This window comes from Vibrio campbellii CAIM 519 = NBRC 15631 = ATCC 25920, from assembly GCF_002163755.1.
Lineage (GTDB): Bacteria > Pseudomonadota > Gammaproteobacteria > Enterobacterales > Vibrionaceae > Vibrio > Vibrio campbellii.
Map to the genome: position 1 here is coordinate 2,402,972 of NZ_CP015863.1, position 25,214 is coordinate 2,428,185.

Annotated in this window: 24 protein-coding genes; 6 read left to right on the plus strand and 18 right to left on the minus strand. The window is 45.8% G+C overall.

Going from position 1 to position 25,214, the window contains the following annotated elements; all coding sequences use genetic code 11:
* Positions 1-64 precede the first annotated feature (64 nt).
* Positions 65-997 (minus strand): 50S ribosomal protein L3 N(5)-glutamine methyltransferase, encoded by a 933-nt coding sequence (gene prmB, locus A8140_RS11500; protein WP_005433096.1) that lies wholly within the window; start codon positions 995-997, stop codon positions 65-67.
* A 61-nt stretch (positions 998-1,058) separates the two neighbouring features.
* Here prmB and smrB point away from each other — a divergent pair, with 61 nt between their 5' ends.
* Positions 1,059-1,589, plus strand: coding sequence for an endonuclease SmrB (gene smrB, locus A8140_RS11505; protein ID WP_005433105.1), 531 nt, complete (start codon positions 1,059-1,061; stop codon positions 1,587-1,589).
* A 104-nt stretch (positions 1,590-1,693) separates the two neighbouring features.
* On the opposite strand, the gene sixA is transcribed toward smrB, so the two are convergent.
* A complete protein-coding gene (gene sixA / locus A8140_RS11510) occupies positions 1,694-2,158 on the minus strand; it encodes a phosphohistidine phosphatase SixA (protein WP_005438776.1) in 465 nt (154 codons plus the stop codon).
* Between the two features lie 377 nt (positions 2,159-2,535).
* Here sixA and A8140_RS11515 point away from each other — a divergent pair, with 377 nt between their 5' ends.
* A complete protein-coding gene (locus A8140_RS11515; protein ID WP_038863277.1) occupies positions 2,536-5,313 on the plus strand; it encodes an insulinase family protein in 2,778 nt (925 codons plus the stop codon).
* A gap of 70 nt (positions 5,314-5,383) precedes the next feature.
* On the opposite strand, the gene fadJ is transcribed toward A8140_RS11515, so the two are convergent.
* On the minus strand, positions 5,384-7,498 hold the full coding sequence (gene fadJ, locus A8140_RS11520) for a fatty acid oxidation complex subunit alpha FadJ (protein WP_005531154.1): 2,115 nt from the start codon (positions 7,496-7,498) through the stop codon (positions 5,384-5,386).
* Positions 7,498-8,805: an acetyl-CoA C-acyltransferase FadI gene (gene fadI, locus A8140_RS11525; RefSeq protein WP_005433092.1), complete on the minus strand. Its 1,308-nt coding sequence runs from the start codon at positions 8,803-8,805 to the stop codon at positions 7,498-7,500. Before fadI ends, fadJ begins: the two co-directional genes overlap by 1 nt.
* Positions 8,806-9,461: 656 nt before the next feature.
* Between fadI and A8140_RS11535 the strand changes: the two genes are divergently transcribed.
* The 4 genes from A8140_RS11535 to A8140_RS11550 all read left to right on the plus strand — a co-directional run bounded on the left by A8140_RS11535 (position 9,462) and on the right by A8140_RS11550 (position 13,907).
* Positions 9,462-10,010, plus strand: a complete 549-nt coding sequence (locus A8140_RS11535; RefSeq protein ID WP_005447995.1) for a sigma-70 family RNA polymerase sigma factor — start codon at positions 9,462-9,464, stop codon at positions 10,008-10,010.
* Entirely contained in the window at positions 10,003-10,737 is a 735-nt protein-coding gene (locus A8140_RS11540) for a DUF3379 domain-containing protein (protein WP_005531153.1), read from the plus strand. Before A8140_RS11535 ends, A8140_RS11540 begins: the two co-directional genes overlap by 8 nt.
* Positions 10,738-11,036: 299 nt before the next feature.
* Positions 11,037-12,299 carry an outer membrane protein transport protein gene (locus A8140_RS11545; protein ID WP_005531144.1) on the plus strand — a complete coding sequence of 421 codons (1,263 nt, stop codon included), beginning with the start codon at positions 11,037-11,039 and terminating at the stop codon, positions 12,297-12,299.
* A gap of 309 nt (positions 12,300-12,608) precedes the next feature.
* Positions 12,609-13,907 carry an outer membrane protein transport protein gene (locus tag A8140_RS11550; RefSeq protein WP_005531142.1) on the plus strand — a complete coding sequence of 433 codons (1,299 nt, stop codon included), beginning with the start codon at positions 12,609-12,611 and terminating at the stop codon, positions 13,905-13,907.
* 93 nt (positions 13,908-14,000) lie between these two features.
* Here A8140_RS11550 and A8140_RS11555 read toward each other — a convergent pair whose 3' ends face one another.
* The 14 genes from A8140_RS11555 to A8140_RS11620 form a co-directional block, all read right to left on the minus strand.
* Positions 14,001-14,780, minus strand: coding sequence for an MlaA family lipoprotein (locus A8140_RS11555; RefSeq protein WP_005531139.1), 780 nt, complete (start codon positions 14,778-14,780; stop codon positions 14,001-14,003).
* Positions 14,781-14,975: 195 nt separating this feature from the next.
* Positions 14,976-16,193 carry a c-type cytochrome biogenesis protein CcmI gene (gene ccmI, locus A8140_RS11560; protein WP_005531137.1) on the minus strand — a complete coding sequence of 406 codons (1,218 nt, stop codon included), beginning with the start codon at positions 16,191-16,193 and terminating at the stop codon, positions 14,976-14,978.
* Entirely contained in the window at positions 16,193-16,678 is a 486-nt protein-coding gene (locus A8140_RS11565; protein WP_005531135.1) for a cytochrome c-type biogenesis protein, read from the minus strand. Before A8140_RS11565 ends, ccmI begins: the two co-directional genes overlap by 1 nt.
* Positions 16,675-17,229, minus strand: a complete 555-nt coding sequence (locus A8140_RS11570; RefSeq protein WP_005531133.1) for a DsbE family thiol:disulfide interchange protein — start codon at positions 17,227-17,229, stop codon at positions 16,675-16,677. The genes A8140_RS11565 and A8140_RS11570 overlap by 4 nt, the downstream gene beginning before the upstream one ends.
* A gap of 3 nt (positions 17,230-17,232) precedes the next feature.
* A complete protein-coding gene (locus A8140_RS11575; RefSeq protein ID WP_005531132.1) occupies positions 17,233-19,215 on the minus strand; it encodes a heme lyase CcmF/NrfE family subunit in 1,983 nt (660 codons plus the stop codon).
* On the minus strand, positions 19,212-19,697 hold the full coding sequence (gene ccmE, locus A8140_RS11580; protein WP_005531131.1) for a cytochrome c maturation protein CcmE: 486 nt from the start codon (positions 19,695-19,697) through the stop codon (positions 19,212-19,214). Before ccmE ends, A8140_RS11575 begins: the two co-directional genes overlap by 4 nt.
* Complete coding sequence (ccmD, locus tag A8140_RS11585; RefSeq protein WP_005433154.1) at positions 19,694-19,900, minus strand: heme exporter protein CcmD; 207 nt, start codon at positions 19,898-19,900, stop codon at positions 19,694-19,696. The genes ccmE and ccmD overlap by 4 nt, the downstream gene beginning before the upstream one ends.
* Positions 19,901-19,911: 11 nt before the next feature.
* Positions 19,912-20,655, minus strand: coding sequence for a heme ABC transporter permease (locus A8140_RS11590; RefSeq protein WP_005531130.1), 744 nt, complete (start codon positions 20,653-20,655; stop codon positions 19,912-19,914).
* A 108-nt stretch (positions 20,656-20,763) separates the two neighbouring features.
* Positions 20,764-21,432, minus strand: a complete 669-nt coding sequence (ccmB, locus tag A8140_RS11595) for a heme exporter protein CcmB (protein WP_005531129.1) — start codon at positions 21,430-21,432, stop codon at positions 20,764-20,766.
* A 1-nt stretch (position 21,433) separates the two neighbouring features.
* A complete protein-coding gene (gene ccmA, locus A8140_RS11600) occupies positions 21,434-22,051 on the minus strand; it encodes a cytochrome c biogenesis heme-transporting ATPase CcmA (protein WP_005531128.1) in 618 nt (205 codons plus the stop codon).
* Positions 22,052-22,250: 199 nt separating this feature from the next.
* The gene (locus A8140_RS11605; protein ID WP_005433118.1) at positions 22,251-22,742 is read right to left on the minus strand and encodes a DUF2802 domain-containing protein; all 492 of its coding nucleotides are present in this window, start codon (positions 22,740-22,742) and stop codon (positions 22,251-22,253) included.
* 14 nt (positions 22,743-22,756) lie between these two features.
* Positions 22,757-23,251, minus strand: coding sequence for a chemotaxis protein CheW (locus A8140_RS11610; RefSeq protein ID WP_005438733.1), 495 nt, complete (start codon positions 23,249-23,251; stop codon positions 22,757-22,759).
* A 36-nt stretch (positions 23,252-23,287) separates the two neighbouring features.
* Positions 23,288-24,445, minus strand: coding sequence for a chemotaxis protein CheW (locus A8140_RS11615; protein ID WP_005531118.1), 1,158 nt, complete (start codon positions 24,443-24,445; stop codon positions 23,288-23,290).
* The gene (locus A8140_RS11620; protein ID WP_005531116.1) at positions 24,435-25,214 is read right to left on the minus strand and encodes a ParA family protein; all 780 of its coding nucleotides are present in this window, start codon (positions 25,212-25,214) and stop codon (positions 24,435-24,437) included. The genes A8140_RS11615 and A8140_RS11620 overlap by 11 nt, the downstream gene beginning before the upstream one ends.

Here is a 25,214-nt window from a genome sequence, read left to right on the forward strand (position 1 = left end):
CAGTGTTTTATCTGTTAATCTCCAAACACCGAGCATTGGGCTCGGTGTTTGAAGATTAAACTGTCTAGTCTTTGTATAGTTTAAACTCTTCTGCACACTCAACCAGCTGGTCGCGCGTTAGCATGAATACGCCGTGACCACCGTTCTCGAACTCAATCCAAGTGAATGGAATTTGTGGGTACTGTTCCATCATATGAACCATTGAGTTACCGACTTCACACACAAGAATACCATCGTCTGTTAGGTAGTCTGGTGCGTTAGCAAGAATACGACGAACCAGTTTTAGACCGTCAGTACCTGCAGCAAGACCCAGTTCAGGCTCGTGCGTGAACTCGTCTGGTAGGCTGTTCATGTCTTCTTCGTCCACGTAAGGTGGGTTAGACACGATCAGATTGTACTTCTCTTTTGGAAGATCGCGGAACAAGTCAGAGCGGATTGGGAACACTTGTTGCTCCATGCCGTGATCTTGTACGTTTTGCTCTGCAACTTGAAGTGCGTCAGTTGAGATATCGATCGCGTCAACTTCTGCTTCAGGGAAAGCGTGTGCACAAGCAATCGCGATACAACCAGAACCCGTACATAGGTCCATGATGCGCGTAGGCTCTTCCACCAACCAAGGTTGGAATTCCGCTTGAATCAATTCACCGATTGGAGAACGTGGCACAAGTACACGCTCATCGACGAAGAACTCAAGACCACAGAACCATGCTTTGTTGGTTAGGTATGCAGTTGGTGTACGCTCGTTGATGCGTTTTACTACACGCTCAACAATACGCAGACGCTCGCTTGTCGTAAGGCGAGAGTTCAATACGTGCGGAGGCACATCAATCGGCAAGTATAATGTTGGCAGGATAAGCTGAACCGCTTCATCCCACGCATTATCAGTGCCATGACCGTAAAACAGGTTAGCGGCGTTAAAGCGGCTTACCGTCCAACGAATCATATCTTGAAGGGTATGGAGCTCCGATACCGCCTCTTCTACAAAAATCTTATCCAAAATTGCCTCCGAAAAGCGCTACAATACTGCCATAAATTGTAAAAATGAAATTGTTTACCTAATGAGCAAAAAAGACACCGAACACGATGACGATTTCGCCTTGTTTAAGGATGCAGTACAGGGCGTAAAAAAGTTGCGACAGGATACCATAATCCAGCAACCAAAAAAAAATACTAAGCAAAAAGAAATCACACGCTCAAACCGCGAAGCGAGTGATTCTGAATTTTACTTTTCCGATGAGTTTGTCCCGCTCTTAAATGCGGATGGACCAACTCGCTACGCGCGTGATGATGTCTCGACTTATGAAGTGAAACGTCTTCGTCGTGGCGTGTACGTGCCTGACGTCTTCCTTGACATGCACGGCATGACACAACAAGAAGCCAAGCGAGAACTCGGTGCGATGATCGCGTACTGCGTGAAAAACGAAATCCACTGTGCGTGTGTACAACACGGCATCGGTAAGCACATCTTGAAGCAGAAAGCGCCGCTTTGGTTAGCTCAGCATCCAGACGTAATGGCATTCCACCAAGCGCCTCTAGAGTTTGGCGGCGATGGTGCCCTACTGGTGCTGCTTTCTATTCCTGAGAAATAACCCACCGACTCCGAAAAGTATTTCGCTGACGAGCAAGAACGACAAAGGCAGGTTAACCCTGCCTTTTTTGTTTTTCTCGAGCCATCATCCCGAGAACTCTTGTTCTATGGCGTGATATGCCAAAGCACTTCACCGCGTTGTGTTTGCGGGTCAAACTCAATACACACCAAGCCAGATGTCGGGAACATTGGCGGCGTCATGTCTTTCACAAATTCCGAGGTCAGGTATCCCACCAGCGGCAAGTGCGACACAAACAAAAGAGATTCAAGCTTCTCAACTTCAATCAACGCATTAGCGAAATCAAACACTTGGTCGGATTGACCATAAGGCGTGATGTCTTCACACGTTTCGATGCTTTTCGCCGAAAAGTGTGCGCTGATTTCTTGCCAAGTTTGCTGCGCTCGAATGTACGGACTCACCAGTACTTTGTCGAATTGAGCAAAACCTTGCTCTTTACATGCTCGGGCAACTGCTTCCGATTCAGTTCTGCCTCTCGGGGTCAGTTGTCTTTCTGCGTCGGTGTTCGCAAAATGCTCTGCTTCACCGTGACGCAAGATAAATATTTTCATGTTATTTCCTAGGGATAGCTAACGCTACCAAAAGGTTGACTGCTATCTTTATACGGATAGCGGGCTAACTTTAATAATGTCGAAACAAAAATACTGATATAATTATCGGTTCATTATACCAATTCGCTTGCTAAAGATAGCGACTTTCTTAACAATCTATTAAAAAGAATATACTCAGTTCATCACATTCTACGATGAAGTTATGAACTCAGTGCATTCCTTCAAATAGCTCGAACCCCATAGCAATTTGCTGATGGGCTTATGCAGTACTCTTACGAATAACAAAAATGCGGCAAGCAGTATTTGTCGAAGCGCAAACTTTGCGCCTCCCCGCTCGGGGATCATAATTACTGTAATGCGAAATCTGGAGACGCATCGTGCACCTAAGTCCAAACGATTCAAATCAATATCGCTACATTACATTGAGTAATGCCCTGCGCGTGTTGCTGATTCATTCCGACACGGCTCAACAGTCGGCAGCAGCCCTAGCAGTAAACGTTGGACACTTCGATGATCCGATGGATCGCCAAGGTCTGGCACACTATCTAGAACACATGCTTTTTTTGGGTACGGAAAAATACCCTAAAGTGGGCGAGTTTCAAAGTTATATTAGTCAACATGGTGGCACCAACAACGCTTGGACAGGTACCGAGCACACTTGTTTCTTCTTCGATGTGACACCAACCGCCTTTGAAAGCGCACTTGATCGTTTCAGTCACTTCTTTACCGCGCCACTGTTTAACGAAGAAGCGTTAGACAAAGAACGCCAAGCGGTCGACTCCGAATACAAACTCAAACTGAACGACGATTCTCGCCGTCTGTATCAAGTAAATAAAGAAGTCATCAACCCAGAGCACCCGTTTTCTAAATTCTCTGTCGGCAACTTGGATACGCTTGGTGACCGCGAAGGCAAATCGATTCGCGACGAAATTGTTGAGTTTCATCACTCACAGTATTCCGCTGATTTGATGACGCTGACTTTGTTTGGTCCACAATCTCTCGATGAGCAGCAAGCGTGGGTAGAAGCCATGTTTGCCGACATTCCAAACCACCAATTACGCGGCAAATCGATTGATGTCACTATTGGCACCGAAGATAGCACTGGTATTTTGGTCCAAGTCGAACCAATCAAAGAGTTCCGTAAACTGATCCTCACGTTCCCAATGCCGGGAATGGACGCATACTACAGCGTGAAGCCTCTCTCCTACTTTGCTCACCTGTTGGGCTACGAAGGTGAAGGCAGTTTAATGCTTCAACTCAAAGAGAAAGGCTGGATTACCTCCCTCTCTGCAGGTGGCGGGGCGAGCGGCAGCAACTACCGCGACTTCACAGTAAGTTGCACCTTGACACCAAACGGTTTGGATCATGTCGATGACATCGTTCAAGCGGTATTCCAATACCTCACCATGATCAAACAAGATGGCATGGATGAATGGCGATACTTGGAAAAACAAGCGGTATTAGAATCGGCTTTCCGTTTCCAAGAGCCATCACGTCCAATGGATTTGGTCAGTCATCTGGTGATCAACATGCAGCACTATCAACCAGAAGACACGGTTTATGGTGACTACAAAATGGCAGGCTACGATGAAGAGCTTCAACGTTCATTGTTGCAGTACCTTTCGGTTGAAAATGTTCGCGTCACATTGATTGCGCAAGGTTTAGAATACAACCGAACCGCAGAGTGGTACTTCACGCCTTACTCAGTCATCCCGTTTAGTGAAAACCAACGCCGCTTCTATCATCAAATTGATCCGAGTTGGCAATTCGTTCTGCCAGAAAAGAACCCATACATTTGTTATGACCTCGACCCAAGACCATTTGAAAACGGCGGGTCGTTGCCAGAATTGGTTGAAGAGCTCGAAGGTTTTCGACTCTGGCACCTGCAAGATGATGAGTTCAGAGTGCCGAAAGGTGTCGTTTACGTCGCTATCGACAGTTCACACGCCGTTGCATCGCCGAAAAATATCGTGAAAACACGCCTATGTGTTGAGATGTTCCTCGATTCTCTAGCCAAAGAAACCTACCAAGCAGAAATCGCGGGGATGGGTTACAACATGTATGCTCACCAAGGCGGTGTCACGCTTACATTATCGGGCTTTAGCCAGAAGTTACCTCAACTTTTAGAAATGATTCTGCATCGCTTTGCAGCTCGTGAGTTCAACCCAGATCGATTTGAAACCATTAAACAGCAGCTTCTTCGTAATTGGCGCAATTCATCTCAAGATCGCCCAATTTCACAGCTTTTTAATGCACTGACAGGTTTGCTCCAACCTAACAATCCACCTTTTGCAACGCTGGTTGAAGCATTGGAAGAGATTGAGGTGGATGAGCTGTCTGTGTTTGTTGAATCGATTCTTGCCGAGTTGCATGTTGAGATGTTTGTCTATGGCGACTGGCAACGCCAGCAAGCTCATGACATGGCAACCACATTAAAAGACGCATTGCGTGTGAAAGAGCAGCGTTACGAAGAGGCACTTCGCCCACTCGTCATGCTGGGTGAAAATGGCAGCTTCCAACGCGAAGTGAACTGTAACCAACAAGACTCGGCGGTGGTGATTTATCACCAATGTGAAGACATCTCGCCGCGTAACATTGCGCTTTATTCCTTGGCGAATCACTTAATGTCGGCAACCTTCTTCCATGAGATCCGAACTAAACAACAGTTAGGCTATATGGTTGGTACAGGGAACATGCCACTTAACCGCCATCCGGGGATCGTGCTTTATGTGCAGTCACCAAATGCGGCGCCAGCTGAATTGGTTACCTCAATTGATGAGTTTTTGAATGCGTTTTATATGGTGTTGTTGGAGCTTAACGAATACCAATGGCACAGCAGTAAGCGCGGATTATGGAACCAAATTGCAACACCTGACACCACATTGCGTGGGCGAGCGCAGCGCCTATGGGTAGCAATTGGCAACAAAGACACCGACTTTAATCAGCGCGAAAAAGTGTTGGAAGAGCTTAAAGAGTTGACCCGTACCGACATGATCCGTTTTGTGGTCAATGAACTAAAACCTCGCACTGCCAATCGTTTGGTGATGCATTCGCAAGGTATCGCTCATGAAGACGCGCCGCGTATCAACCTTGGTTTAGAAATTGGGTCAATTGAAGAGTTTCAGTTGCGCCCGAAAGATTTCGGTCTCGGGTAAATCATTGTGATTAGCACTGACACAAAAAAGGCTTGCATCATGCAAGCCTTTCTATTTTTAGCGCTAGCCGTTAATCGTAGAAGTTACGACCTTCGCCAGCTCGAGTTAACAACCCATCGCACGGCGCGTAACGATCACCGTATTTCGATGCAAACTCGTTCATTTTCTCAACCAGTTCTCTCAAACCGAATTGATCCATGTAACGGAATGGACCACCTAAGAATGGTGGGAAGCCTATACCAAAGATCGCACCGATATCACCATCGCGTGGAGAACGGATAATACCGTCATCTAAACAGCGAACCGCTTCGTTTAGCATTGGCAGCACACAACGCAATGCAATGTCGTTATCGCTCAGCTTGGATTCTGGCGTCAGGTTCAATAGCTTGTAAACTGACTTATCGACTTCTTTCTTCTTACCTTTGTAGGTATAGAAGCCTTTACCAGTCTTACGACCTTTGCGGCCATCGTTCAGTAGTGTGTCGAATACGTCTGGACCTTTGAATCGCTCGCCCAATTCGTTAACCAAGATCGGCATGATCTTAGCACCAATATCAACACCAACTTCATCCAATAAAGTAATTGGACCCACAGGGAAACCGAAGTCAAGCAGAGCACCATCAAGTTGTTCGATCGGCTCATTTGCTAGCAAGATGTGTGCAGCTTCGTTCATGTAAGGTGCAAGAATACGGTTTACATAGAAGCCTGCTTTATCTTTCACGACGATTGGTGTCTTGCCCTGCTTCTTCGCTAGTGCAACAACGGTAGAAATGGTCGCTTCTGACGTAGTTTCATGAGGAATCACTTCCACCAGTGGCATTTTCTCCACCGGGCTGAAATAGTGCAAACCAACGATATTTTCTGGGCGCTCTGCTTTTTCCGCAATTTTGTGGATTGGTAGCGAAGACGTATTGGTTGCAAAGATAGTCTCTGGTTTCGCGTTCGCTTCAATATCTGCAACCATCGCCTGTTTAAGGTCAAGATCTTCAAATACAGCTTCGATAACCACATCAATATGATTGAAGCTTGTAAAATCAATACCACCCGAAAGTTGCAGCATTTTAGATTGCAGACCCGCTTTTGAGATAATGCGGCGCTTACGCTGCTTTTCGAACAACTTGTAGTTGTAGTTCAACGCGTTAAGCACGCCATCATTGCTGACATCTTTAATACGTACTGGCACTTTCGCTTTCGCAACAGAAACATGGCTAATGCCAGCCCCCATTAGACCACCACCCAACACGCCAACTTTGTTGACTGCAGTTGGCTCAGCTTCTGCGCCGTTTTCTTTCTTCATTTCTGTCGTAGCAAAGAAAATAGAACGCAGTGCTTTAGATTCTGAACTCATTACCAGTTCGCCAAAGCGCTTCGCTTCAAGTTCTTGACCTTGGGCAAAGCCCTTTTCAAGACCATGCTGGATCACTTCTAGAATCGCGACCGTTGCAGGGTAGTTACCACGGGTCTTTTCATTGGTTTTCTTCGCGGCTTGCTCAAACACAAACTTACGACCTAAACCACTACCCGACATCAACTTCTCTTTTGTAGATTGCTTTTGTTTACCTTTCTTCTTGCCTTTTTCGACATGCATCTTCGCGACATCGAGTAGAACAGTCTCTGGCACACATGCGTCAACCACGCCCAACTTTTTCGCTTTCTTTGCACGCAGTTGTTTACCTGTAAGGATTAAATCCAACGAAGGTAATAGACCAATCAAACGCGGAAGACGTTGAGTACCACCGGAGCCTGGCAGCAAACCAAGTTGCACTTCTGGCAAACCAAGACGCGTTTTATCGGAATCAGTACATACACGGTAGTCACACGCTAGAGCAAGCTCTAAACCGCCACCTAGACATGGACCGTGAATCGCAGCGACAACCGGATAAGGCAGATCAGATAGCTGTTGGAACAAGTCTTGGCCTTGCTTAGCCAATGCTTCCGCTTCACTCGCCGTTGTGCACGCTTCAAGCATACGAACGTCAGCGCCCGCAACAAAGTTATCTGGTTTTAGGGAGTGAATAATCATCCCTTTCACGCCGCTGGTGTCTTTCAGTTGAGTGAAAATTTCTTTCATCTCATCTGCAAACGCCGCTTGCAGCGTGTTCATTTTCTCGTTTGGCACATCGATGGCTAGCCAAGCAATGTTCTGCTCATCAATCTTTAGACTAAATGCTTTTTGCTCGCTCATTACTCAACCTCCAAAATCATTGCTGCACCAAGACCACCTGCGGCACACGCTGTATTCAACGCGAGACCACCGCCACGACGTTTAAGCTCACGCAGCGTTTGCGTCATCATACGTGCACCAGTTGCGGCAAATGGGTGACCGTAGGCAATGGAACCACCAAGGACGTTGAACTTATCCATGTCGATTTCACCTATCGCTTTCGAACGACCTAGGTTTTCTTGGGCAAATTTATCAGAAGCAAACATCTTCACGTTCGCAAGAGCTTGTGCAGCAAACGCTTCGTGCATATCGATAAGCGTCAGGTCTGAAAGCTCGAGACCAGTGTTCTCCAACACTTTTGCCGTCGCGTATGTTGGTCCCATTAGCATGTCCATTTCCACACCAATGGCTGAGAATGCATAACCGCGGATGTAGCCAAGGATTTCCATACCAAGTTCTTTCGCTTTGCCTTCACGCATTAGCATCACGGCAGCACCGCCATCGGTTAATGGCGTACTGTTCGCGGCTGTTACGCTGCCGTATTGACGGTCAAAAGCCGGACGCAGTTTCGCGTAGCCCTCTAATGTAGAGTCATGACGAATGTTGTTATCTTCAGAGATCCACTTTTTGTATGGTTCAGGGAAGGCAGTCATCACTTCGTCTTGGATTTTGCCGTCTTTCCAAGCTTGCGAAGCTAGAGAATGAGAACGGTGTGCCAAAGCATCTTGCTCTGCACGAGTAATGCCGTGCGATTTAGCCATTTGCTCGGCAGTCTGACCCATAGAAAGACCCGTCGAGTATTCAGCCACTGCCGGCGGCACTGGCATTAAATCTTTGAAGCTGAGTTTCTTAAGAATGTTGAGCTTTTGACCCAGCGTTTTGGTTTTGCTTAGCGCAAGCAAGTTAGCGGCAAGTTTCTTCGAAACACCAATTGGCAGAACAGATGAAGAATCCGCACCACCCGCGATACCAACATCAATGCTGCCCGCCATAATGCTCTCTGCCACGTTGACTGCAGCTTGGAAACTGGTCGCACACGCACGAGTTACGCTGTAGGCATCAGTATGGATGTGCATTCCTGTGCCAAGTACGATTTCACGCGCAATGTTTGGCGCTTCTGGCATTTGAACGACTTGTCCAAATACCACTTGTTCGATGAGTTTCGGGTCGATGTCTGTACGAGCAAGCATTTCGCTCACTACCATTTTGCCTAAATCGACCGCTGGAACCTGGCTGAACTCAGTGCTTTGACGAGCAAAGGGGGTTCGTAGCCCTGCGACAATAGCAACACGTTCACCGTGGCGTGTTTTCACTTCCTGCTTGCCCATTGTTTCTCCTTAAATACAAGAGGTCTGACCTGATGCATTGTAATCAGTTTGTTAAATTTATCAAACGTGCGTTTAAATAAACGTGAAGCGAGTAGATCTATTGCTCTAGTTCATTGATTATTCGGCAATTAAGAATGATTAACTATAGTGAGTAAAAATGAGGAGAAGTGTGCGGGAGGTAAAATTGAAGCAAAAAAAACCACACAAAACTGTGTGGTCGGAATATTTATAAAACAATTAACCTACGCCAATTGTAAAATTAATCAGTTTCCTGATTAGGAGAAAGTAAAGTCAGCCTTCAAAAGGAAGTGTCATCTTGCTCAACATGTTAGTCGTCAATGACTAACTAGATGACAAGATGTACTATAGCCCCTTCACTGCACGAGATTTTGAAATAGATCAATTTTATGGCGATTTTACGAATTCCAACCGTATCAAAGTTCGAATAACTTCAAATCGCCTAACAATAAGTGTAGGAAAACACCTGAATAAAAAGATATAGAACAAATTATCATCACTTCAAATAATTGTTTGATCGTAGAAGATGTATATTGTGCTGCTGCTAAACTACTGGTGTGTACTCAGAACAAGCACAAATATAAGCGGTACCCATGACCTCACAGAGCAAGACGGAGGCTCCTGTGGCAATATTTAAAATGTTTGGAAAGAAAAACTCCAACAGTCCGGTCAACTCTGATATGGACAGACAAAGAAAATACGAAGCTCTTGTACGGGGCTATCACAGAGATTTGTATCGCTACGCTTACTGGTTATGCAAAGACAAGGCAATTGCAGAAGATTTGGTTCAAGAGACCTGTCTGCGCGCATGGAAGTCACTGGATAGTCTTCAAGATGAAAAGGCCGCGAAATCTTGGCTTATTACTATATTAAGACGAGAAAACGCACGCCGCTTTGAACGTAAACAATTTGATTTGGTTGATATCGATGACTATGGCAATGATGCTAAAGTCAGCGATGACCCACATCATCAACAGGAATGGCTTCAAGCTCAAATCATGAAGCTTGATGTTGAATACCGTGAGCCTTTGTTTCTTCAAGTTGTAGGCGGTTTCAGTGGAGAAGAAATCGGCAGCATTCTTGATCTAAACAAAAACACAGTAATGACACGCCTATTCCGTGCACGTAATCAATTAAAAGAGATGTTGGATTCTCAAGATACTCAGAGAGGACAAAAAAATGGATGATTTAGAATTTCGTCGTCGTATTTTGTCGGATCCAAAACAGAAGGATGAAGAGATTCTGCAAGCTTTAGCTGAGAGCGACGCTAACAGTAAGTTTGCTGATGATGTTTTGGATCTCGACCTTAAGATTAAGCAAGCCATGAATGTGGATGTGCCTGAAGATCTTGCTGATAAAATTCTGTTTAACCAGACATCGAGTGCGCTAGATGACGAGAAAGTCGTAAGACCGAATTTTGCTCGCAAAGCGATGGCGTTGGCAGCATCAGTTGCATTTACTGCGGGTCTACTTGTAGGTCAAATTAACTGGGGTAACTTTATTGTTTCTCCAGCGCAAGCAAGCCTCGCAGACACCGCAATGAAACACGTCGTGGCGGAAGAGCCGTTCGTTCGCAACATCGATGAAGATGTTTCAAACAAGCAAGTCAATGCGAAAATGATGCCTTTCCATTATCAGCTAAACGGTGATTTCCCATACCACGTCTACTACCTAAACCATTGTGGTTTTGGTGAGTCGAATAATGCACTTCATATCGTCTTCCAAGGTAAAGAAGGCAAAGTCACCATGTTTGTGACTGATGTGAAGAGCGACCAGAAAGTCGACTTTGATAAAGATGGTATGAGTGGTGTTGTGAAACCGGTGGGCAAAGCCAGCATGATTCTTGTTGGTAGCAGCGGCGAAGATATCGATGCTATTGCAGCGAAATTAGCGCCAATGATGGAGCCAATGTAGTAACTTCATCGAAAGCACGAAACTGCACAGTAAAAAGCCGCTAAATTTCGAAATTTAGCGGCTTTTTTGTTTATGTATAAGGCAAAAACCATTCACACCAGACATTTACTTTAGAGTCTAAACTCTAAATTATGCACTTTAGGTGCAATTTACCGACATTTAGACATCATTTCTGCAATTTTTATTCAAATTTATCCAATGGTCGGATTTGTATGGTCCACTCTTAATACTACTATCTGCGCCACTGAGCAAAAGCTCAACTTATCGTCCAAAGAGACGAAACTAATAAGGAATAAATAATGACTCAGAATACGCGTCTGTTTAAAAAGACTCTCCTAGCAGTGACGGTTGCAATGGCATCAGGTCAAGCAATGGCAGCTGGTTTCCAGCTAAACGCACAATCAGCGACTGGTATCGGTCGTGCATTCGCAGGTGATGCGGTAATTGCAGATAACGCATCTGTAATGGCTCGTAACCCAGCAGCAATGGCTCTATTTGACAAAATGGAACTGTCGCTAGGTTTTGAAAGCATTACTTCGCTTATTGAAGTGAAAGATGTGAAGTACTCGGGCTCAATGACTGGCCCTCATGATGTAGCAAACACTGATGATGTTGGTGATACATCAATAGCGCCAAACATCCACCTCATTGTCCCTGTTAATGAAAAATTTGCTTGGGGTGTGAATGCTTACTCAAACTTCGGTACTAAAACAGAGTTTTCTGACAACTATGTTGCAGCTGAATATGGTGGTCTAACTGATGTTAAAAGCTTTAACCTTGGTGTAGCTGGCTCATATCGCCTGAACGAGCAATGGAGCTTTGGTGCAGGTCTAGACCTAATTTATGGTCAAGGTACAATGAAACGTGTTGCTGGTCAGAGTTTTCCTCCAATTCCAGGCCTACAACCAGGTTCAACATTGCTAGATGTTGATAAAGCTGATGGTTTTGCTGTTGGTTTCAATGTAGGTACTGTATTTGAACTAGATGAAAACAACCGTTTTGGTTTGTCTTACCGTTACAGCCCAGAATTTGAAGCTGAAGACGACAAAGGCCAAAAAATTGTTCTGCCTCTACCCGATATGGCTGAATTCTCTGGTTACCATAAAATCGAAGATACCAAATTCGCAGTACACTACTCAATCCAATACATTGGTTGGGGTGCGTTTGACCAAATTGAGTTTAAAAACCTTAAAGACTCGCTTCTTGTAGGTAGTTACAATAAAGATTACCAATGGCAAGATGGTTGGCACTACTCAATCGGCGGTACATACTACCTAAACAACGATTGGACTCTACGCGCAGGTTACATGTACGACACAAGTGCACAAGATCAAGTAACATCAATTTCTGTACCTGACTCTGATCGTCAATGGCTATCTGCAGGCTTCACCTACCATATCGATAACAAATCGAATGTTGACTTTGGTTTCACCTACCTAATGGGTGATGACGTTTCAGTAAATGAAGAGACCACAGTTAATGGTTTCCCTGTGAGTAGCATTTCTGCTACGACGCATGCAGACGCGATTCTATTCGGCTTACAATACAGCCGCAGCTTCTAAGCATTACGCGATAAGCTAGTATAAACACTCTCTATATAAAAGGCTGGAATTCCAGCCTTTTTTCTTATCTATTGCTTTCTATTCACCAAGATTGGGCGCACACGTGTAATCAAAAGCCATAATTATGACTCACAGGTGTTCGCTGAATTTTTTTCACACAGCCGTTACAGTTAGATAGATCATCTACATATCTCTATATAAATAGATTATAGGACTGAAAACACTGTTTTATTGGCTTTTCATTTTTAAAGTAATAACTCTAGTCGTAAAATTTGGCCCCACGTTATAAATAACTCAGCGAACATTACAATGAAAACCAACAAGACTCTCCTTTCGGCAGCAGTGGCATTTGGCCTACTAAGCACTTCAGGCGTTGCAAACGCAGCAGGTTTCCAACTTGCAGAATACTCTGCGACAGGTCTAGGTCGTGCATACGCTGGTGAAGCAGCAATGGCTGATAACGCAAGTGCACAATGGCGTAACCCAGCAATGCTAACTTACCTAGAAGGCACACAAGTGTCTGTTGGCGCTATTTACGTAAACCCAAATGTAGATGTTGACGGTCAAATGCATGTTGGTGGTGGTGCTACTCTTCCAGCAAGCTCACATGACTTTGCACACGACGCTGTTATCCCTAACTTCTACCTATCTCATCAGTACAACGACAAGTTTGCTATTGGTCTAGCGTTTGGTACTAACTACGGTATGGAAACGGATCTAGGTAAAGATTTCGCGGCGGCTAACTTTGGTAACGAAGCGAGCGTAACGTCGATGGAAGCAAACCTGAACGCGGCTTACAAACTGAATGAAGCACTAAGCATTGGTGGTGGTATTCGTTACATCATCGCAGACGGCAGCATTGGTGCATCAGTGCCAAACCACTTCCCTGCTGTGCCTTCTATGAACTTAAAGCCGCAGACAACGCTAAAATACATGGAAGGTGACGATACCGCTTGGGGTTGGCAAGTTGGCGCAGCTTGGCAAATCAATGAAAACAACCGCGTTGGCTTTGCTTACAAATCAGCGGTAGACCTAACACTAGAAGGGCACGCAACAGGCTGGGCATTCAACCCAATCAACCCTAACGCTAAAAAAGCAGGCTCAATGGACTTAACATTGCCAGCAACAGCGGAACTGGCAAGCTTCCACCAACTAAATGATCAACTAGCAGTACACGCTAGCATTAACTGGACTGATTGGAGCAGCTTTAAAGAGCTAGTGGCAGATTTCCCAGACAAATCAGATCTAATCAAATCTGAAAACTGGGAAGATAACTACCGCTTTGCTGTAGGCACTACTTACAAGCTTGACCAAAAATGGACACTGCGCTCAGGCGTTGCATACGACATGTCAGCGGTTGATGACAAATACCGCACGACCACTATTCCAGAAACAGATCGTCTATGGCTAAGTGTTGGTGCAGGCTACGAATGGTCTAAAAACCTAACGCTAGACGCTGGCTTCACTTACATCTTTGCTAAAGATGCATCTATCAGTGAACCTCGCGATGCATCTGATAAAGAAGCAGCTCTGCTAGGTGGCGCGTTTACAGGTGAAGTGACTGGTAACGTATGGCTAATCGGTGTTCAAGCGAACTACACGTTCTAATCTGAACGCGAATTATCGATAAAAGAAAGTTAACGATAAAAAGAAAGGCTTGGTGAAAACCAAGCCTTTTTATTTTGCTATTTACTGAAGCGATTAGAAGTCTTCTTCTAAGTACTCATCCAAGTATGCTTCTTCGTCTTCATCCACTTCATCAACATTGTTGATTTCCGCTTTGAAATCTTGACGCTGTAAGTAAACATCACGCGTTAGCACATATGGATCTGGAGATGCTTCAAGCTGTGCTTCTTGTGGCACTAATAGCGCACGTTTCTCCATACCCTCTAGTGCCCACTTACCAAGACCAGCCCAGAAGTTGAGGTAAGATAGCGGAACATACATGCCATCGACGGTATCTGTCACTGCACGTAGTGTATATGGACCATAACCAGGGATCATAAAGTAAGGCCCATTACCAACGCCATAGTGACCCACTACACTGCTAAACTCTTTGTTATCGTATTTCGTGATACCTGCAGCCGTCGCAATATCAAACAAGCCGAAAATACCGAACGTGGAGTTAATCCAAAAACGGTTAAAGTGATCAACGGCTTTAGTGCCATTACCCATAACAAGGTTGTTTACCACACTTGCTGGTTCATCTAAGTTTGCTAAGAAGTTAGCAATACCAGAACGAATCGGTACTGGTGTGTAATCAACATACGCAAGAGAGATTGGACGAACCAAATACGGATCTAGGTAGTCGTAGTTGATGTCCCACATAGCGCGGTTGAAGCCTTCTAATGGGTCATAAACATCAGAAGTGGCTTGATTCGTTTCGTTTTCTTCAGTTACTGCCTCCTCTGGAGCACTTGAACAGCCAACCAGTCCAACTGCAAACAGCAACAAGAAGATGGATTTACCCTTGTTATACATTCTTCGTTCCATAACGACTATTGATATACCTAAGTAACCTGTGTTGTCGCTCTTTAGCGCCGAGACAAAAGTCACTTGGGTATATAAATAAAGGCCAGCGATTGCTGGCCTTTGTATATTCTACTCGATAGTTGCAAGTCATACCACAAACCGATGTGGCGCTCACTGAGTGTCAACTATCAGAGACAATGATGTCTATTGATACTGTTTATCAATCATTACTTCAACTGGCTGACCGAAATCTACCACAGCGCTCTCACCGTGCCAATCCTGGTCACGAGTCGCCACGTTGCCATCAGAGTCTACGCGGACACGGACTATCAGCTTATCCAATGAAGAAAGCTTCTGGCCATCCATCATCGCATTCCCATCATCCAGTACGACTGTGCGAGGGAATGTACCTAATGGGTAACGAGCCGCCGCAACTGGCATTGGAGAACCATCTGCACGATGAACTGAAACGATCAATACTGCGTTTGGATCCAACTGAGCTTCTGGAGCAACATTAATGGTCACAGCTACACTCTTATCTGGAGAAACCGCTTCGCCCATTTGTTTGCGCGCGCTCTCGATACTACGGCCAAGCATTTCATAGCGGCTGTCTTCAGGACCGATCATTTGCTGCATGATGCCCCAGTATTTAATTGCCGCAGGGAAGTCTTGACGCTCGAATGCATCAAACGCTAGAAGCGAGAATACACGTAGGTCAACGTAATCCTGCTGCATCAGTTTTCCAAGTAGAGAACGAGCCGTCGCTTGATCCATCTCGTCTTGAGAAAGCATCAGTGCTTGCGCATAACCAAGTTGAACATCAGGGTCTTTTGGCTCCAGCTTGTACGCTTTTTCCATCGCATCAATAGAAGTCGTCACGTCACGGTTAGCCAAAGCAATACGACCTAGTAGCAACCAACCCGTTGAATCTTCAGGCTGGTAGTGCAGACGAGTACGCAGCGCTAAAGACAGATCGGCCATTTCGTCTTCACTTAACGGCTCAGACGCAGCAGACATTAGCTTCTTAGAAAGCTCAGGAAGGTTAGCGTTAACTTCTTGCCACTTGATCACATCTTGAGATGCACCAAACTTGTAGTACAAGCCGTAACTCAAGACTACTGTCAGAATGACCGATGGGATTAATACAGCAATAGGAGAAACCTTGGTTTCTTTTTGCGCTTTACCACCCGGGATATCGTCAAGTAGAGACTGCTTTAGATCCGAAATCAGATCGTCTTCGCTTTCCACCAGACCTTCATCTGTTTCTTCAGCAAGCTCAGATAGACGGTCTTTATAGAACGCCTTGTTGAGCTCATCACGTAACACTTCATCGTTGTTGGCTTTTTGCTTTAGCAATGGCAATGCAATCAGTGCACACGCTACTAGCGTAAGAACAACGGTTGAAACCCAAAATAGTGTCATTATTTCTTATCTCCGTTGCTCTCTTCATCAAGTAATGATTTGAGACGCGCTTCTTTCTCTTCGTCCCATTGCTCATTGCTTGCCTGAACTACTTTTGCTTTAGATTTGCGGCTACGTAGCACGATCAAACCAAAACCGCCTAATACCACTGCAAGCGGACCTAGCCAAAGAATTGCAGTCGCAAAAGTAAACGGAGGATTGTAAGTAACGAAATTACCGTAACGAGCAATCATGTAGTCGACGATCTCATCTTTCGACTTACCTTCTTTGGTCATTTCATACACCTTATGGCGTAGATCCTGAGCCAGTACCGCATTCGAATCTGAGATAGTGTTGTTCTGACATTTTGGACAACGCAGAGTGTGACCTAGCTCTTTAAACTGCTGTTCTTGCTCTAGGTTGTCAAACTCATACACTTCAATCGCTGCGTGGGCAGCTAGAGAGAATGTCATTGCAGCCAATGCCGCTAAGATAAACTTTCTCATTGCTTCGCCTCCTCAACCAACTTGGTGTAAAGCGGCTCTAATTTTTCCGCCCAGTTGCGAGGGTTTACATCACCAACATGGCGGTAGCGAATCAAGCCATTTGCATCGATGATAAATGTCTCTGGCGCACCATAAACGCCAAGGTCTAGACCTAGCATGCCGCTGCCATCAAACAGGCTGATTAGGTATGGGTTGCCTAGGTCGTTTAGCCAACCCACCGCTTTGTTGCGATCATCTTTGTAGTTCATACCGATGATCTTCACACCTTTACCAGCAAGCTCGTTTAGGTATTTATGCTCTGCGTAACACGTTGGACACCAAGTTGCCCATACGTTAAGCAGTAAAGGTTCGCCTTTAAAGATCGATTGATCGTATTGCTTACCCGGCTCCGCCAAGTCTTCTAAGTGAAACTCAGGCACTGGCTTACCTACCAGTACCGATTCCAATTTTGTTGGATCATCACCCTCTTGGTTACGAACCAACTGAGTTGCGAAGATACCCGCCAATACCATGAAAGCCACCAAGGGGATAAATAAGACCTTCTTATTCATTTATTATGCCTCCTTCTCCGCTAGCTTTGACTTTTCGTCTTTCTTAGCCGTTTTGCGGAAGCGGTAACGTCTATCAGAGATAGCCAGTGCACCACCCAAAGACATGATCAATGAACCAGCCCAGATCCAACGAACGAATGGTTTGTAGTAAATACGTACTGCCCAAGAACGGTTATCGTCTAGGCGCTCACCCATTGCGATGTATAGGTCGCGAGTGATGCCACGGTCGATAGCCGCTTCTGTCATCATTGACTTCGCCGTGCGGTAGAAACGTTTTTCAGCGTGTAGCGTGTTCACGTACTTACCGTCATTGGTGATTTCAAAGTCCGCGATGTAACCATCGTAGTTTGGACCGTCTTTGTCACGTAGACCTGAGAAGTAGAAATCGTAACCGTAAATCTTGAAGTGCTCACCTGGCGCCAAACGCACGTCACGTTCGATGCTGTAGTTTTGCACCATCGCAATACCAATCACAGTAACGGCTAGACCAATGTGACCTAGCATCATTGCCCAGTGACTGCGTTGAAGTTTACGAACACCTTCGCCAAAGCTGTGACGGTGAGTAGCACGCTCGTACAACTCAAAACCATGCATTGCAATGATCCAGATTGCCATTACCCAACCGATGTAAGCCATCGCTGAGAAGAAGTCTGCGAACAGGAATACGCACACTGCAGCTAATGCGAAAGCAAGCACACCAGAGACAATCATTGGCTTAATAAGCTTAGATAGATTGTCGCGCTTCCATCGAATCATAGGACCAATACCTAACAGGAAGGCGAACGGCATCATCAGCCATGCGAACAACATGTCGAAGAATGGTGCACCGATAGATACGGAACCAAGACCAATTTGTTTGTGAATCAATGGCAACAAGGTACCAACCAATACTACGACTAGCGCAGCAATCAGAAGCACGTTGTTGGAAAGTAGCGCATTCTCACGCGACACCAAATCGAAATTACCACGTACGCGAACCGCGGCCCCTTTTACTGCGAATAGTAGGAGAGAGCCGCCGATAACGAAGACTAGGAAACCGAGGATAAACATACCGCGAGATGGATCAGAAGCGAACGCGTGCACCGATACCAAGATACCGGAACGAACCAAGAAGGTGCCCAGCAAACTTAATGAGAATGCTGAGATCGCAAGTAGTACTGTCCAAGCTTTGAATGTACCACGCTTTTCGGTTACCGCTAGAGAGTGCATCAACGCTGTACCCGCTAGCCAAGGCATAAATGATGCGTTTTCTACTGGGTCCCAGAACCACCAGCCACCCCAGCCAAGTTCGTAATATGCCCACCAGGAACCTAGCGCGATACCTAGCGTTAGGAATACCCAAGCTGCTGTTGTCCATGGGCGAGACCAGCGAGCCCAAGCCGTATCAAGACGACCTGTCATCAAAGACGCAATTGCAAACGAGAACGCTACCGAAAAACCTACGTAGCCCATGTAAAGCATCGGTGGGTGAACAATCAAACCCGGGTCTTGAAGAAGTGGGTTCAAGTCACGGCCATCGACCGGGAAGAATGGCAACGTACGCAGGAATGGGTTAGACGTCAGAATGATAAACATTAGGAAGCCCACCGAGATCATGCCCATCACTGCAAGTACACGAGCAACCGATTCTTGTGGCATGCCACGGCTGAAAGTAGCAACTGCCACTGTCCACGTAGATTGGATAAGTACCCAGAGCAACAATGAACCTTCATGCGCACCCCAAACCGCAGTCAGACGGTAGTACCAAGGCAGTTGGCTGTTTGAGTTACTTGCTACATATTGCAGAGTAAAGTCGTTGGTATAGAAACCCCAACATAGAATAACGAAAGAGAAAGATAGCATGATGAACATCGACCACGAAAGCGGTCGTGCTGTGTTCATCAGCGTCGTGTTGTTATTTGATGCACCCCATAGCGGCAATACGCTGAGCAATAATGCCATTGCTAGCGAGAGTATGAGGGCAAAGTGACCGATTTCAGCAATCATTGGCCGCTTCCTTGTTTCTGTTCAGTTGTGTACTGCAGAGGCTCATGTGTCTTCTTCATTGCTTCTGCAATCTCAGGTGGCATGTATTCTTCGTCGTGTTTTGCCAACACTTCAAAAGCTTTTACGGTCGTCGCGTCTTCAAGAACACCTTGCGCAACGATACCTTGACCTTCACGGAACAAGTCAGGAAGGATACCTTCATAAACGATGGTTACTTTAGGGCCCACATCGTGCAGATCAAAGCTTACTTTTAATGATTCAGGGTCACGGCGAACCGAACCTTCAACTACCATGCCACCGATACGCAGGCGTTGACCTACTTCAGGTTTAGTACCGTCTGGCTTACCGTTTACCAATTCCGTCGGCGTGAAGAATAGATCCATGTTTTGGTTCAGTGCATATAGCATTAAACCGATGGTTGCACTAATACCGATAAAGATTGCTAAAACAATGCCTAGCCTCTTTTTACGTCTCGGGTTCATAACGTGTTCTCCATATTCTTCGCCGCGTCGATACGCGCTTGACGGTCAATTTTCGCTTTCACCTCTTTCAACAATGCATCCCCACGACGGATGCTCGAAATCAGAAGAATGAGCATAGATAAGAAGGTGATACCAAACGCGCTCCATACGTATCCTGCGTAGCCACCCATGGCAAATAGTTCGCTCAGAGAATCAAAATGCATAATCAATTACCTCACTGAGTTTTTTCAGTTGCGAGTTTGCGCACCCAAGGGCGGTGACTCTCTTTGCTGATAATTTCGTTACGGAAACGCACCATCGTGACTGCGCCAAAGAAGAACGCAAAACCAAAGATGTTTAGCAGTAGAGGCCAAAGCATATCGGATGAGATGGATGGTTTTTCAAATTTAGTGATAGTCGCGCCTTGGTGAAGCGTGTTCCACCATTCTACTGAAAAGTGGATTATCGGAAGGTTAACAACACCAACGATAGCTAAAATACCTGCCGCTTTCGCCGCTGTTTTTTGGTCGTCAAATGCGTGGTACAAAGCGATAACACCAAGGTACAAGAATAGAAGAATTAATTCTGAAGTCAGACGTGCATCCCATACCCACCAAGTGCCCCACATCGGTTTGCCCCAAACGGCACCGGTTAATAAAGCAATAAAGGTGAATACTGCACCGATTGGCGCCATCGCCAATGCTGCCATATCTGACAGGCGTACTTGCCAAACCAAGCCGATAAATGCGGCAATGGCCATCGACATGTAAACACCCATCGACCAAATAGCCGAAGGTACATGGATGTAAATGATTCGGAAACTGTCGCCTTGTTGATAGTCAGAAGGTGCAAATGCAAGGCCCCAGACAGTACCACCCGTTAGGCATACGAGAGCCAATACAGAAAACCAAGGTAGGAACTTACCACTCAGGTGATAAGCTGTTTCAGGCTTGGCATAAGGATGTAGCCATTTCCACATGTTAAGTTCTCACTCTTACTTCAGTTACACTGTTCATTGGGCCGAGACCTTAGCAGTGCTTTAATAATAATTCTTTGATCAAACGTCGCTTAAATCGCATTTATTTAGTTAGTTAACACTAACTCGCAATGCTGCGCTTATGGCGAATGGCGTAAGGGTCATCGCCCCCATCAGCATTGCGCCTAAAATTGCCAGTTGTCCGTTATACGACATACCTAATGCCGCAGCATCAATCGCGGACGTAGCGAAAATCAGAATCGGGATGTAGAGCGGAAGAATGAGCAAACTCAAAAGAACGCCGCCTTTTTGTAACCCAACCGTCAGTGCCACGCCAATGGCACCAATAAAACTCAGCGTCGGGGTACCGATAGCAAGTGTCAGCACTACAGACAACCAAGTATTGAAATCAAGAGAAAGCAGAATCGCCAACAATGGACTGATCAAAATCAGAGGCAATCCCGTCAGCACCCAGTGAGCGATAACCTTTGAAATCACAACAAGTTGCAATGGAATTGGCATTAGCATCATTTGTTCGAGTGCGCCGTCTTGATAATCATCACGGAATAAACGTTCTAATGATAATAAGGCAGACAGCAGCGCAGCAACCCAAACAATGCCAGCTGCAATACGTGCTAACAAATTAGGCTCGGGACCGATGCTGAGAGGAAAAAGTGTGATCACGATAATGAAGAACCACAACGGGTTCAAGATGTCCGCTTGACGGCGAAATGCGATCAGAAGCTCACGGCGGATAATGGTTGTCATGGCCGAAATCATATCAATCACCCAGTTTTATTTTTCTAAGTTTCGGGCTGTCTGCAAACATATCTTGGTGCGTAGTAAGTACAACAATGCCGCCACTATCTGCATGACTGGCAAACAACGACTCCAACACTTTGACACCTTGTTTGTCGATGGCAGTAAGAGGCTCGTCCAGAATCCACAAGATTTGATTGCTTAACCAAAGCCTTGCCAAAGCCACGCGACGTTGCTGGCCTGCAGAAAGTTGTGCTACAGGCACATCTTCTCGGCCTGCAAGCCCCACTTGGGCAAGTGCGGCAAAGATTTCTTCTTCAGAGGAGCGATTATTGTGGATAGATTGGTAAAAGCGCAGGTTTTCTAATGCGGTCAGTTCGCGTTTAACGCCAGTTTGATGCCCTAAGAAAAGCAAGTCTTGATGGAATACGTCGCGAGATTTCTCAACCTCTTCACCCTTCCATTTGATGATGCCTTCTTCTCTGTCTCCTAACCCTGTCACGATACGCAATAGTGTGGTTTTACCTGTACCGTTACGTCCCTCAATCTGGACCAACTCACCAGGCTTGATTTCGAATTGCAGGTTTTCAAACAGGACCCGGTCATCACGGATCGCAGTTAGGTTAGAGACTTCTAACATAGGGCTTCAACTAAAAAATGAACGAGTCGCTATATTAGCACAGCTTAGATATGACAAAACAGGATAAGAAAGCGTTGATGTATGTAAGTTCGTGAGTTTTTGTTAACTTATAGTCACATCTTAATAAAAACAACCACAAGTAATTATAAGTTTTTATTTTAAAAATAAAAAAAGAAGCCGAAGCTTCTTTTTTCAATCTTTATCGACGTCTTCCGCGAGAGGAATATGTCGGGTCATCAGAGGGTTGACTGCTTAGCGGTGGGATTTTCTCCTTCCCTGCCAATTTTTTCTGCAGAGACAACATCAATTCCGCCTCTGCTTTTGGCAATTCACACTCTTCAATCAACTCATTGATGTCAGCACCAAGTTGAACCATTTTTGAAGCGCGGCTGTACAAACGTCCGTCTGTATCAGCGTGTTCAAGTTCACGAATGCGCTCATTAAGATGTTGAATAACATCTTGTTGTTCAGTGACTTTCTGACCTAGGCCAACCACCACTGAACGTACTTCCAACAGTTGTTTATTCAGCTTTTGCACTTCTTTTTCCGCATGACGCGCTTGAGCACGTTGCTGATCCATCTGCTTTTGCAAACCCGCACGCACGCGCAGCTGAAGCAAAAGCAGCACCAAGAAGACAAACGCTAGACCGCCTACAATAAACGGTAATGATAGGAAGGTTTCTTCAGCCATGATTCATCAGCCAATTACAGGTGAGCCATCTCATCCCATTCGTCATCGGTTAGCAGCTTGTTCAAATCAACAAGGATAAGCAGCTTACCGTCACGGTTGCTTACACCTTGGATGAACTTCGCGCTTTCGTCAGTACCTACAGAAGGTGTTGTATCGATCTCAGAAGAGCGTAGGTAAACCACTTCAGCAACGCTGTCTACTAGGATACCGATTACTTGACGCTCAGACTCAATCACGATGATACGCGTGTTGTCTGTCACTTCGCCTTCCATTAGGCCAAAACGTGAACGTGTATCGATAACCGTTACAACGTTGCCACGTAGGTTGATAATACCTAGCACGTAATCTGGCGCACCTGGAACTGGAGCGATTTCTGTGTAGCGAAGAACTTCACGAACTTGCATTACGTTAATGCCGTACGTTTCTTCTTCTAGTTGGAACGTCACCCACTGAAGAACTTCGTCGTTCGATGTATCTTTCTTCACTTCTACTTCAAAAGCTTGAGACATAGTTAATCCTCGTTAATGTCGTTCCCGACCAAAAATCTAATTCAGTGATTTTACATCTAAACCCGCGTTTAGCATGTCTATAAGTGCTTGGACATGAATTAAAGCACACATTTTTTCTTTCACCATGCCCGCTAGCCAAGGGCGTTTGCCCGCTTGTTCACGCCACCGGACTTTGTCGATATTGAGCGTTTCAGTCCCCATCAATTGGTTACTGGCCAGCCCCCACATGCTTTCACCAAGCATGACGACGTATTGGTAGTTATCTTTGTAGTTGTCGTCGCGAAGCTTATCCGCCATCACCCACTTTGCAGTGTCGACAACATCAAATTGTTGCTCACGACTGGTTTGCAAACCCAAGTACCATGCAGGGCGACCAATCAAGTGGTTCAGCTCTGTGATGCGGTGAATACCCCCTAACTCATCAAGCGGCACCGCAAAAGTCACACCATTTACATCGAAGTAAAGCACTTGAAAGTCTGCACTCCGCTGCGTGCTTTCCCAAGTATTGGGTAACTTTGCACCCGCTTCGGTTTCCAGTTCTGTTTCTGTCTCAGTGTGCTGTTCAGTCTCCACTTCAACATCAACTGTGGGTTCAACCATTTCAATTTCTGGTTGCTCCCAAACTGGCTCAGGTTGTTCAACCTCAACAGTCGATATCGGCTCTTCGTCGATCACCCACTCTTGAATTTCTTCAACGGTTTCCACCGCTGTTTCGACTTCAATTTCTGGCTCCATTGCTTTTGCTTCAGTCGCAATATCAATGGTGTTTTGTTCCAGAATGTCATCGATATCCAACTCTGCCACCACGTTGGTGGACTCAAGTTGGCTAAGCAATCGCTGAACGTCTTCCAGATTAGGCGCTTCTAACTCTGGCGAGTACGAATCACTATATTGATACGACTCCGGTTCTGCGTATTGCAGCTGTAATTTTGGCTCTGGCTCTGGCTCTGGCTCTGGCTCTGGCTCTGGCTCTGGCTCTGGCTCTGGCTCTGGCTCTGGCTCTGGCTCTGGCTCTGGCTCTGGCTCTGGCTCTGGCTCTGGCTCTGGCTCTGGCTCTGGCTCTGCAGATGATAGTTCTTGAGCGAGCAAGTCAAGCTCTTCTTCTTGCTCAATAACTTCGACCTCTTCGCCTAGTAAAGCACTGAAGTAATCATCGAGTGCTTGTTCACTGGAAAGTATGTCGTTATTGCTCATCGAACGCTAACCTCTCCAGGTAAATCAACAGTTGCTTATAAGCAAACACGCCACGACTGCCAGAAGCAAAATGCGATGCAGGCAAATGTTTCAAGCTCGCATCGCGGAATTTGGTGTCAATAGGCACAGCCGAAGTCCACACCTGATTCGGGTAGTCTTTCTTAAGCTGAGTCAGTGTCTGCAACGAGGCTTTGGTGCGCTTATCGTACATAGTCGGAACGATAGTCACTTTGAAGCCACCCGGACGAGACTTTTGCATGATAGTCAGGGTGCGAATCATGCGCTCCAGACCTTTCATTGCAAGAAATTCGGTTTGAACCGGAATCAAAATGCGGTCACTGGCTGCTAGTGCGTTAACCATCATCACACCTAGAATCGGCGGACAATCAATCAAGACATAATCGTAGTCTTGAGCAACAGCTTGTAATGCGCGCTTCAAGATCAAACCCATTCCACTGCGGTTGCCCATTACGCGATCTAGCGTAGCAAGCGACATGTGCGCGGGAATGATGTCCATCCCTTCAAGCTCGGTTTCTAAGATCAACGGTTTCACCGTCTCACGTGAAAACGTCTTGAGTTGGAAAAGATCGAACAAGCTTGATGTTACGGCATCCGGATCATAACCAAGATAAGTCGTCAGCGACGCGTGCGGATCGGTATCCACCATCAAAACACGATGACCTTTTTGGCTAAGTAGACCGGCCAATGTCACGGTTGATGTGGTTTTCCCTACCCCACCTTTTTGGTTAGCTACACTCCAAACGATCAT